10 protein-coding genes are annotated in these 12,043 nt (G+C 47.1%); 2 read left to right on the top strand and 8 right to left on the bottom strand.

Annotated features, from left to right (window positions below):
- Positions 1-2: 2 nt before the first annotated feature.
- The 7 genes from FSU_RS10620 to FSU_RS15920 form a co-directional block, all read right to left on the bottom strand.
- A complete protein-coding gene (locus FSU_RS10620) occupies positions 3-395 on the bottom strand; it encodes an ExbD/TolR family protein (protein ID WP_014546408.1) in 393 nt (130 codons plus the stop codon).
- The gene (locus tag FSU_RS10615; RefSeq protein ID WP_014546407.1) at positions 388-954 is read right to left on the bottom strand and encodes a MotA/TolQ/ExbB proton channel family protein; all 567 of its coding nucleotides are present in this window, start codon (positions 952-954) and stop codon (positions 388-390) included. The genes FSU_RS10620 and FSU_RS10615 overlap by 8 nt, the downstream gene beginning before the upstream one ends.
- The gene (locus FSU_RS16670; protein WP_014546406.1) at positions 954-1,664 is read right to left on the bottom strand and encodes an energy transducer TonB; all 711 of its coding nucleotides are present in this window, start codon (positions 1,662-1,664) and stop codon (positions 954-956) included. Before FSU_RS16670 ends, FSU_RS10615 begins: the two co-directional genes overlap by 1 nt.
- Before the next feature lie 206 nt (positions 1,665-1,870).
- Entirely contained in the window at positions 1,871-3,901 is a 2,031-nt protein-coding gene (gene feoB, locus FSU_RS10605; RefSeq protein WP_014546405.1) for a ferrous iron transport protein B, read from the bottom strand.
- Positions 3,898-4,119, bottom strand: a complete 222-nt coding sequence (locus tag FSU_RS10600; RefSeq protein WP_014546404.1) for a FeoA family protein — start codon at positions 4,117-4,119, stop codon at positions 3,898-3,900. The genes feoB and FSU_RS10600 overlap by 4 nt, the downstream gene beginning before the upstream one ends.
- A 15-nt stretch (positions 4,120-4,134) precedes the next feature.
- On the bottom strand, positions 4,135-6,384 hold the full coding sequence (locus FSU_RS10595) for a TonB-dependent receptor (protein WP_014546403.1): 2,250 nt from the start codon (positions 6,382-6,384) through the stop codon (positions 4,135-4,137).
- 78 nt (positions 6,385-6,462) lie between these two features.
- On the bottom strand, positions 6,463-7,665 hold the full coding sequence (locus tag FSU_RS15920; protein WP_015732097.1) for a hypothetical protein: 1,203 nt from the start codon (positions 7,663-7,665) through the stop codon (positions 6,463-6,465).
- A 179-nt stretch (positions 7,666-7,844) separates the two neighbouring features.
- On the opposite strand from FSU_RS15920, the gene FSU_RS10585 reads away from it, so the two are divergent.
- Positions 7,845-9,608 carry an ABC transporter ATP-binding protein gene (locus tag FSU_RS10585; RefSeq protein WP_014546401.1) on the top strand — a complete coding sequence of 588 codons (1,764 nt, stop codon included), beginning with the start codon at positions 7,845-7,847 and terminating at the stop codon, positions 9,606-9,608.
- Positions 9,601-11,328 (top strand): ABC transporter ATP-binding protein, encoded by a 1,728-nt coding sequence (locus tag FSU_RS10580; protein WP_014546400.1) that lies wholly within the window; start codon positions 9,601-9,603, stop codon positions 11,326-11,328. The genes FSU_RS10585 and FSU_RS10580 overlap by 8 nt, the downstream gene beginning before the upstream one ends.
- A gap of 74 nt (positions 11,329-11,402) precedes the next feature.
- On the opposite strand, the gene FSU_RS10575 is transcribed toward FSU_RS10580, so the two are convergent.
- Positions 11,403-11,999 carry a class I SAM-dependent methyltransferase gene (locus tag FSU_RS10575; protein WP_014546399.1) on the bottom strand — a complete coding sequence of 199 codons (597 nt, stop codon included), beginning with the start codon at positions 11,997-11,999 and terminating at the stop codon, positions 11,403-11,405.
- Positions 12,000-12,043 lie beyond the last annotated feature (44 nt).

Genomic DNA, 12,043 nt, shown 5'->3' with positions numbered 1-12,043 from the left:
TCTCACTCCTTTTTTAATTCATTGACGAATTGTATGTTGTAAATCTTTTCCATCTGGAGAACATCCAAGACTTCTGCGACTTTTTCGTAAGGAGTCTTTTTGTCGATTTTCAAGGCCACCGGCGCTTTCTTGTTTTGCACGGCAGCGCTCTTGTTCTTCAAAATTTCAACTGTCGCTAATTCACCGTTGATGGCGATTTCGGTTTCTGAAAGTTCTATAAAGAATCCTTCGGAAACTTCCTGCTTGACTTCGCTAGAAGTCTCAGGCAACAAAAGCTTGAGGACGGATTTGTCCTGCTTAAAGACAGACGTCACCAAGAAAAAGACAAGCAGCAAAAACACGCAGTCAATTAGTGGCGTCATGTCCAGCGATATGCGACGACGTCTTTTAGCCATTGCGAGACTCCGTTCTCTTTGCGTCACGTTCCTGCAAAGTCTTGCCCAAGTGCAAAAGCACCTGGTTTTCGACTTCGTCCTGTTCCTGCTCCATGCGGGCGTTCAGGTAGTTGAACGCAATCACGTGCGGGATAGCGACCACAAGCCCAAGGACCGTTGTCACGAGAGCAAACTTAATGCCCGTCGCAAAAGCGGATGGATCATCAAGGCCCGAGGCCGCTATCACCGTAAATGCGTTGAAAATGCCCACCACCGTACCGAGGAGGCCAAGCATAGGAGAAATAGATGCGATGTTTTCGACTGTCGTAAGGCCCTTTGTGAGCGGAGAGAACGCAAGGCCGATTTCAGTGCGAATACTTTCTGTAATGATGTGATGGTCGGTATTGCAGGTCACCACGCGATGGATAACTTTATCTGTCAAACGCGGCTGCACGGTTTTATTAAAGACAATTAGCGAAATCACCTTCCAGATAATGATGGCGTAACCGATAAAGTTCAGTGCAACCAGGATGTAGCCGATGTAACCGCCCTGTTTGACAAAGTCGAGAATGAAGTTCATTACGATCTCCCTGCATTAAGTTTGTACTGGATTGGAATTTCGATTCTCCAGCGTTCTTTTTCTAAAAGTTTTGGAATAGGTTGAAATTTGCCCATGTTGGCAACGGCTTCCAAGGCGCTATTGTCCAGCGACGAATAACGGCTTGATTCCGAAACTTCAATTTGTTCAATCTTGCCATCGGCGAGGATGGTAAACCGCACACGTACCGTGCCTTCCTGCTTTAGGCGCTTAGCCGTCGCAGGGTAATCCTTGATCTGTTCCAGTTGCTTTTTGAGCGAGCGCAAGTACGTGCGGGTCACCATTTTCACAGAATCTGCCGAAGGTTTGGGCGGTTCCTTGACCACGGGGGGCGCGGGAGGCGGCGCTTCGACAACAGGTTCAGCAACTGCGACTGGTGCCGTTTCTGTTACCGGTTTCGGGATTGGTTCCGGTTCAGGAGGCTGTTCTTCGACCGGTTTTTCTACGACCTTCGGGATAATTTTAGCACGAACGACCTTTTTCACGACCGGAGGCGCTTCTGGAGGCGGAGGGGGCGCGATATAGACCTTTTCCGCATGCATTACGGGGCTATCAGGGCGTTGCGTCGAGATTTCTTGTTTCTTGAAATACGGGTTTAAAAGTGTGGCGATATGGATAAGGATTGCAACGGCAAGCCCTATGTAAAAGGCCTTGTTGAAAGACAAAGCTGAATAAATTCGTTTCTGAGTCATTTGAACCACACAATCGGACGGTCAAAAATAAGTCAGAACACCCCTTATATTCTACTCTAAACGGTTTTAAAAAGCTCCAATTAGACATGGATAACATTTTTAAAATTTTGAACAAAGCGAGATAAAAAAAATATGACGCACCGCATGAATCAACAATTGGCACGCCATACCCGCTTCTATTGTAGTCTGGGTTTTTCGAAGAAGTCCTAAAGCACCCACAGCGCAATGTGGTAAACGATAAACGCCAAACCAAGCGAAATCGCAAAGTAATAACCCGCAATCGCAAGCATCCACTTAAGGGAATGCGTTTCACGATACGTTGTACCCATCGCAAGTACACAAGGGATATTGAACATGGATGCAAAAATAAATGCAAGAGCTTCCGGGATGGTCACCACGGCACGCATCATTTCGCCAAGATTTGCACCCGCCTCATTACGGGCAACAAGCGAGAACGCATCAGTTGTACTCGAGAAGACAACGCTCATCACGCCAAGCGACGCTTCCTTGCTAAAGATTCCGCCGATATACGAAATAAACAGTTGCCAGCGCATACCGAAAATCTGCGTAAACGGTTCAATCGCATTGCCAATGGTGTAAAGCACGCTATGTTCCACATTTCCATCTTTCGAATACGAAATAAGCCAGAACAAAAGGGACACAAACCAAATGACCGCAATCGCCTTCTTGAAAACCGCCCAGACATTGCGAGCAACCGTCTTGAGCAAAATTTTCCAATGTGGCTTGTGGTACGGCGGAAGTTCCATAATCATGCCCACGCGTTCATTCACCGGCATCAGCTTATTTCCGAAAAGTTTAGACGAAAGCAAGAACGATGCAAAAATCATCGCTACATAAACCAAGCCAAACAGCGGAGCCGCCGAGCCAAAGAAAACGGAAGCAAGGAAAAGCACTACGGCAACTTTTGAGCCGCACGGAATGGACCACAAAAGCACCATCGCAAACAAGCGCTGTCCACGTGTATCTAGCACGCGCGTACCGCAAACGGCGCCGCCCGTGCAAGCAAGCCCAGAAAACAGCGGCATAAACGCCTTGCCATGCAAACCAAGCCTTGAAAGCCACGAGTCAAACACATACGAAGATCTCGCCAAGTAGCCCGTATCTTCCATCAAGCCAAATGTCACGAGAATCGCAAAGACAAAGCTCATCATGGCGACAGTCACAGAAAGCCCGCCAATGATAACGCCATTGACGAACGACGCTACAGAAGGCCACCAGCCAAACTTTTCGCACATTTGAACAACAAGCGGTTCTGCAACATGCTGGAGTCCAAAGCAGCTTGCAATAATCGGGACTGCAATCATCATGCTCACGGCAAGCGTAAGCACGAGAATAAAGAATGCGACAATTTTACCCCAGATGCGGTGCGTCGCAATCTTATCAAAGCGAGAAAGCTTCATCGACTTTTCTTCGCCTTCAGACGCATCACGGAGAACTTCAGAGACAAAGCGGTACTTCGCTTCACCCGTCAAAAGTCCGCCTTCAGCACCTTCAGCATCCAGAATTTCCTTGATTTGCTTCCAATGTTCCGGAGTCACCGCCGTTTCGACTTCCGAACGCACAAGCGAATCATTTTCCAAAAGCTTTGATGCAACCCAGAATCTTTCGCGATTGTCAAATTTCAGAGATGCAATCAAATCTTCAAGCTTTTTCAGATTTTCAAAACGCGACTTTTCGCCTTCGCGTTCAACAATATCACGAATTTTATCCGACGAAATCGTCGCCTTCTTTTCAAGCGCACGATTCAGCGTTTCAAAGAATTTCGGATAGTCGTCCAAATTTGCCGCCGTAAAGCCAAGCACCGGAATGTTCAAAAGCTTTTCGATTTTCTGGACGTCAATCTTTTTGCCCTTCTGTTCTGCAACATCCATCATGTTGAGCACAAGCATTACAGGCCGTTCAATGCCCGCAAAATCCGCAAGCATGTAAAGGCTGCGTTCCAGCTGCGAAGCGTCAACGATAATGCAGACAATGTCGGCATAACCGTGTTCAATGTATGTACGCGTCACAACTTCTTCGGCAGAGTTTGCCGTAAGCCCATAGCTACCCGGCAAATCAACAACGCGATAAAGCTCTTCGCCTTGCGTGAAAAAGCCTTCCGCCCTTTCCACCGTTTTTCCGGGCCAGTTACCGACATGCTGATGCGAACCCGTCAATGCATTAAAAAGAGTGGACTTGCCGGAATTCGGCTGTCCCAGCAAAGCAATCGTTCTCATGCCATCTCCACGTCAATCTGCATGCATTCTTTGCGGTTAATCGCAATCATCGTATCGTGCGAATACACAAGAACCGGAGAGCGACCATCATTTTGCAGTACCAAGAACGGACTGCTCGGCGGAAGTCCCATCGAAACCACGCGAGAAATAAAGCGGGAATCCCCGTTAATCTTTTGAATCAAACCCTTTTGATTTTCCTGCAATTCAGACAAACACATTCTTACAAACTCCTTCTATTTAAAACTGTAGCGAATCTTTGTTGCAAAACTTCTACCCGGTTTACTTTCACCAAACTTATCGAACGATTCGCTATCCGTGATGTTATCAACTTCAAAGCTCCAGCCCAGTTTATTATCCCAAATGGAATATTCTACGCCCACATCCTGCGTGAACGAAGCTTTAATTTTACGGCTCTGGCGGGAGCTAATCTTCCAGCCGTAGAAATATTCATCCGTATAATTTGCAGACCACCAGACTTTCAAGAAGTCTTCTTTGCTAAACAAATCGCCAATATGGAATTCCGCAAGATAGTTCATAAAGAATCGCGGAATGTTAGGCACAATAGCCTTCTTGGGAACGCCCTGTTTTGCCGTATATTTCATGTTACGCAAGTCCTGGAAAGTCCAGTTCGTCCCGAGCAAAACCCATTCATTGACATCCAACTTTACGTCGCCTTCGTAGCCCCAGGCACGAATCGGATTCATGTTAAAGTAAGGCGTAGACATCTGTGCCGAACTCATGTAATGGATTCTATCTTTGTAGTACGAATAAAACACATCGCCATCAAAGCGGAGCCTTGTCACAAGCGGCAATTCCTGCAAGTCTACAGAAATTCCAAAATTGAAATTATCAGCCTGTTCGGGCTTGAGGCTTGTCGCCGCGCTCACGCGAATGCCATCGCCAAAGAGTTCTTCAGGAGTCGGCAAGCGCACAGCATGCTGATACGAAGCCTTCACAGAAAGCGGCTTTACGACCTTGAACATCAAGCTTTCATCATAACTAAAATCATGGTAGTCGTTCGATTCCACCGCAGGTTCAATCAGAAGGCTCGTCGGCATATTCGAAATTTCAGCCTTCATGTAATGGAACTTGAAACCGAGAAGATTCTGGAGACGCGAATCAAAGAAATTTTTTTCAAGAGAAAGTCCCGTCGTTATCGAGAAAACTTCTCCCGGAAGCCCCGCCGTGTTAAACTGGGCCATTTTAGCACCGTAATCGTCTTCAGGATTTTCCTTGTGGTACTTGATGAGTGTATTCCAATAAATCTTTTGATCCTTAATAAACTGGTAATCAAAATTCAGCAAGTTATTGAAATCATACACTTGTACCGTGCGCAATCTCGGAAGCCCCATAGACACGAGTTCGCCCACATTCTTTTGCGCCGTATCGCAGCTAAACCAGTTACGACAATGGACTCGGCTCGTATCGATGATTTTATTTTCGGCATAACCAAACGAAAAATTATCACCGAAATTCAAGTTTTTCGCAAAGAAATTCTTCTTGTCCAGTCCGAACGAAACGCCAAAATTATAGCCTTCAGAAGCAGCTTCCTTAATGCGATTTTCAATGCCCTGAATCTGCTTGTCAAATGCGCCAAAGCCTGCACCCAACGAAATTTGGTCAAACCAGGCGTTCATCAAATTTGCAAAAGCCTGCACATTGTAAGAGGTATAATGGTCGTGATCGCGAACAACGCTCGTATCCGCACCTGTAGAGCTTTTCATGTACGGCGAAGTAAACTCATAATCGTTGTCGGAATGGTTAAAGTAACCCGACACGCCAATTTCAAGGCTTGCCGCCCCTGCAATACTATCAATCAAATGGCTTGCGGCAACGGAAGCTTTATGCGTGTTGAAACTCGAAAAACTATAAGAAGCATCCACGGAATTTGTCGGGCGTTTTTTAGTCACAATGTTAATAGCACCGCCCGCACCGTCTGTAGCAAAACGCGCCGGGATATAGCCCTTATAAACTTCGATATCTGCAATCTGGTCGATAGGAATATCGTCAAGTCCCAAATTTCCCTGCGTTTCGACAGGAACGCCGTTGACAAGCACCTTGATGTTCTTGCCTTCCATGCCGCGGATATTGATTTTGCCTTCGCTACCCATTCCGCCAGACTTGCGCACTTTCACGCCAGACGCAGAATTAATCGCCTTAGAAACGCTCTTGCTCGTATTTTGCAATTCAGCGGCATCAATCGTTGAAACCGTTTCAACCTGTTTTGCAATAGCAGCCTGCTCCGCTTCAGATTCCGTTTCAACCGAAAGCAAGTCCAGCTTTGTGACATCTTCGGAACTTGCGGAACCGCCCGCAGCATTTACTTCAGAAGTGCCACCATTGGAAGCATCAGTCGCATTGCTTTCCGCGACGGGTTCATCAAAATCTTCGAACGAAGTAACTTCGTCATCCTGCGCATAAGCAGAAATAACGGCAAATGCCGCAAAAGCGGCAAAAACAGTAGCAAACTTACGAATATTCATCTTCAATAAAACCCAGAACTACTTTTTTACAATGTCACCCCGGACTTGTTCCGGGGTCACCTTTTATCAAAGCATCTATTACTTCAGCGGAACGATCCACATCGGGATCTGTTCAGACTTGGCAATCTTTTCAGCCTTATCCGTCTTCGGATCATAGCGGAAGTATGCATTGCCATCTTCTTCAGTAGAGACCGCAAAAATTACGTTGCCATCGTCTTCAACGTACTTACCGTAGCTAGCCCAGCTCGAAGAATAACCAATCGGCAAAGCCTTGATTTTCTTGTTGGCAAGGTCAACCTGCACCGGCTTGCAAGTGTTATTGTGATAGCTATCCATGTCCGTCCAAGTCTGCTGCAAATCGACCATCACGTTCAAAAAAGAATAGACATAGCCATCTTCCGACGGATACGTTGCCGGAGAGAGGTACTTGAAATTGTCCTTCTTTGTAATGCCATCAATAGCGACATCCTTCGTGATATACCAGGCATAATCCTTGTCAAACTTGGTTTCACCCACCTTGATACGGAGGAAACCATCAACCTGGCCCGGAGCGTAGCCCCAAGAAGCATTACTGTAGCAGTAGATATAGCCATCAATAACGGTAAATGCCTGGTTCTGGGAGTCATCCAAGGAACCCACGGCAGCAACGCGGTCATCCTTAGCAACAGCGACGACTTCGTCCTTCTTGACATCGATAATGGCGACCTGAGCTTCGTTACCCGTAGCATAATCGCTCACGTTCTGCAAGAGGCCTACATAGAGGCGACCGTCAACAATCACGCCAGTTCCCGGGCTCACCACGAGAGCGTCCTTATCCTTGTACTTAGAAAGATCAATGGCACCCGTCTGCTTCATGGTTTTCGGGTTGATGATGATCAAGGAATCGAGCATACCACCCAAATAAGCCTTTTCATCGTTGACAAAATAAATGTGGTTCACCCAAGTTCCCGGGAGAGAGAGCTTTGCAGTCACCTTGCCAAGCTTGTTGTTTTCAGTCAGGCTATAACGGGAAATAGAACCAACATCCAAATCAGCGATGAACAAGGCATTATCATAATACACAACGCCTGCACGCGTACCAACTTCAACAAAGTCTTTGCCCAAATCATCCGTGTGATCGAGGGACATCGTGCCGATAAACATTGTTTCGCCGGTCGAAATGGAAGTTGCAAATTCGCGTTTGTAATCATCCGAATCAGAGCTTGCGTTGCTCGAAGAATCGCTACCGCAGGCGGCAAAAAGGCTTGCAGCAAAAGTAAGTGCAATAAGTTTTTTGTTCATACATGACTCCTAGTGTTTATACACCTTTCAAGTTTCGCCCGCATTTTAGAAATCCCAAAAGACCGCCTCAACTCCAAATGGACTCAAATCAATCCAAAAAGTTAGATATGACTAATATAACCTTTAAAACAAGACCTCAATAAATTAAAATTGGTGCGAAAAACAAACAGAAGGTAACTATGAGTGTTTTCAAAAGACTAACACCTTATATGCAATCGCGAAAAATTTTATATCCGTTTGCACTTTTATTTTCATCATTGAGTTCCATCGCAGGGATCGCTCCCTTTATATATGTATGGCTCATCGTCCGTGAATTATTCGCTGACACAGGTAATATTTCATACGACATGGTCAAGCATTACGCATTGATGGCCGTCATTTTCTCCGTCATAAGCATCGTGCTCTATTTTTCAGCGCTCATCTGTTCGCACTTAGTCGCCTTCCGCATCGAAGGCAACATCCGCAGAATCACCATGAAAAAATTGCTCAAGCTCCCGCTTGGCTTTTTCGACAAGAATCCCACCGGACGCATCCGCAAAATCATTGACGACAACGCAGCCGTCACACATACATTCATGGCGCACGAACTCCCGGATTTAGCAGGGACCATCGTCGTTCCCATCGCCTCGCTCGTATTGTTGTTCATTTTCGATTGGCGTCTTGGCATCGCCTCCCTCGTCCCAATTGCCTACGCCATCATCACGCTCGGCTCCAAGATGAACAAGAGCAAGGACTTTATGCAAAAATACATGAAGTCGCTCGAAGATATGAACACCGAAGCCGTCGAATATGTGCGCGGCATTCCCGTTGTTAAAGTTTTCCAACAAACTATTTTCTCGTTCAAGAATTTTTATAAGACAATTGATGATTACCATCAGATGGTCACTGCATATTCCAGCAGCTGGAAGTTCATCATGTGTTCTTACACGACGCTCATCAACGGAGTCGCCCTCATCCTCGTCCCCACAACATTCCTCATCGCAACGAGTTCCGGCAACATCGCCGCAACAATCGTCGATTTGATGCTCTATGTTCTCGTAACCCCAGTATTTTCGCAGTGCGTCATGCGCAGCATGTACTTGAGCCAGGCCGTAAACCAGGCAAAACTTGCCATCGGCAGCATCGAATCGTTGACAGATTACCCGGAACTTGCTACACCGACAAACCCGCAAGAAGTCAAGCATTTCGATATTGAATTCAAGAATGTCAAGTTCACCTACCCCGGCACAGAAAATGAAGTCCTTCATGACATTTCATTCAAAATAAAGGAAGGCGAAACAGTCGCACTCGTTGGTACATCTGGCGGCGGCAAGAGCACCATCGCAAAGCTCGTCCCGAGATTCTTCGACGCCAACGATGGTGAAATTTTAGTCGGCGGCGCGCCCATCAAGGAAATACCCCAAGAAGTCCTCATGAAAAACACATCATTCGTTTTCCAGAATACTCGACTCTTCAAGAAGAGTATTTTGGAAAACGTCCGTTACGGAACTCCTGAGGCATCCATTGAAAGCGTCAACAAGGCGCTTGATCTCGCCCAATGCCGCGAAATCATTGACCGCCTGCCCGAAGGCATCAACACCGTCATCGGTAGCAAGGGTACATACCTCTCCGGTGGCGAACAGCAGCGAATCGTCCTTGCCCGCGCCATTCTCAAGAACGCGCCGATCGTCGTTCTTGACGAAGCGACCGCATTTGCAGACCCCGAAAACGAAAGCCTTATCCAGCAAGCACTGCAAACGCTTTCGAAGGGCAAAACAGTCTTGATGATTGCACACAGACTCACAAGCATCGTTAACGCCGACCAGATTCTCGTCGTACAAGGCGGCCGCATCATGGAACGCGGCACGCACAAGGAACTCGTTGAAAAGGGCGGCGTATTCGCCAAGATGTGGCAAGATTATCAGCAGTCCGTCAGCTGGACTATCGGAGGCAAGAATGTATAACTGGATTAAAAATCGTTTTGTCCTCTCTGATGAAGGTACAAAAACATTTATCAAAGGCGTATTTTGGACAACGTGGCATTACCTTTCGTTAATGCTCCCGCTTTCGTTCGTATTCCTGTTCCTCAAGGAATTCATGGCGAAAATGCAAAATCCGTCGGCAGAACCGCATAATTTCTGGGTTTACATAGCAATTGCGGTCGTCATTTACCTTGTCATGTACTTCATCTATGCGCTCTCTTACGACAGCACATACGAATCCGTCTATTCGGAATGTAAAAAACGTCGCATCACGCTTGCCGAAAAGTTGCGCAAGCTCCCGCTCGCCTTCTTTGGCAAAAAAGACCTTTCCGACTTGACATCGACTATCATGAACGACGTAAACGCTCTTGAAATGATTTTCTCGCACGCCGTTCCTGAAATTTTCGCAGTCGCCGCGATGCTCGTTATCTGCGCAGTCGCACTCATCATTTACAATCCGGTGATGGCTGCTGCACTTTTGTGGGTAGCACCATTTGCAGGCTTGCTCATTTACTTGTCCCGCAAATTACAGTTCAAAAACTTCAAGCATACCTACAATGCGGCCCGCGTCATTACCGAAGACATTCAGGAAAGCCTTGAAAACATTCAAGAAATCAAGTCCTACTGCGAAGAAGAAAGCGTCTGCAAAGCATTGGATGATCACTCCAAATTCTATGAACATTCCCAGATTAAAGGCGAATTCATGTCAGGAGTCATCCTGAACGGTGCACAAATTTTCCTGAAATTTGGCCTTGCTTCCGTTCTCATTTTCGGTTCTATCCTCCTTGCACAAGACAAATTAAGCGTATTTGATTACCTCGTGTACATCGTCTGCGCATCGACGATTTACAGCCCCATTTATCTCGTTCTAAACAACATGACGGAACTATTCTTCTTGGATGTTCGTCTCAAGCGATTCAAGGAAATGGACGATATGGAAGTCCAGCGCGGTTCCACAAAGTTTGAGCCCGCTGATTACGACATTGAATTCAAAAACGTCGATTTCTACTACAACGAAGAAAAACAAGTTTTGAAGAAGGCTTCGTTCACCGCCAAGCAAGGCGAAATCACCGCACTCGTTGGCCCGTCTGGCAGCGGAAAGACAACAGCCGCAAAGCTCGCCGCTCGCTTCTGGGACATTCAAGGCGGCACCATCACGCTCGGCGGCCAGGACATTTCGAGAATTGACCCCGAAACGCTCCTCAAAAACTTCTCCATCGTCTTCCAAGACGTCGTGCTGTTCAACACTTCCATCCGCGACAACATTCGCATCGGTAAGCGCGACGCCACCGACGAAGAAATCCTGCGAGCCGCAAAACTTGCAAACTGCGATGACTTTGTCCAAAAGCTCCCGCAAGGTTACGACACAGTCATCGGTGAAAACGGCGATACACTCTCCGGCGGCGAACGCCAGCGAATCTCCATCGCCCGCGCCATCCTCAAGGACGCCCCCATCGTGCTCCTCGACGAAGCCACCGCAAGCCTCGACGTCGAAAACGAATCCAAGATTCAGCAGAGCATTTCGAAACTCGTGCAGAACAAGACCGTCATCATCATCGCCCACCGCATGCGCACCATCGCCAATGCAGACAAGGTTGTGGTCCTGCAAAACGGTCAAGTTGTCGAAACCGGCTCCCCCGCAGAACTCAAAGCGAAAGGCGGCCTCTTCGGCAAAATGCTCAAGCTCCAAGAAGTGAACTAGAACTCATTCAATAACCACCTACTAAATTGCCCCGGAGAAATCCGGGGCAATTTTCGTTTTTAGTACGCGATTTTCTATTTCCTGCATTCCACATACGCTAAATCAATCCGCCCCTTAATAACGCAATTTTCCGTTATCGTCCAGCCGTTTCCTTTCAAAAAAGACTTGTATTCGTTTTCCGTCCATTCGTGCGCAAAGCGGACACCGACAAGACTCAAAAGCTTTTGCCACAAGTTTCTTTTGCCATCAGCAGGGAATATAAAGTTCGGAGCTATCAGCACGCCGTCATCTTTCAAGACGCGGCGGATTTCCGCAAGCGCCTTTGATGGCTCCGGGATAATGTGGAGAGCATTCGCAATCACGACCACATCAAAAGCGTTGTCCATGAACCGTAACGAAGTCGCATCAGCAACTTCAAAACGCACGTTTTCCGGATTCTTCGCCTTGCGAGCCGTCTCGATCATCTTCGGAGCAAAATCCGTTGCCACCACGTGATTCGCAAGCGGTGCAATATGTCGCGCAATCATTCCCGGACCCGTTGCAAGCTCAAGCACATCCTTGCCCCGCGCGACCTCGCCAATTCGCCCATACATAAAATCATAAATATCCTTCTGCGAACGCATCGCGAATTCATAAACCGGCGCAAAGATATCCCAAATGTTCTTACTCATCATTTTCTCCTAAAAAACGCACTCCCCTCATGACAAGGAAAGTG

This window comes from Fibrobacter succinogenes subsp. succinogenes S85 (genome assembly GCF_000146505.1).
Lineage (GTDB): Bacteria > Fibrobacterota > Fibrobacteria > Fibrobacterales > Fibrobacteraceae > Fibrobacter > Fibrobacter succinogenes.
This window is presented reverse-complemented; position numbering and strand designations above follow the sequence as displayed.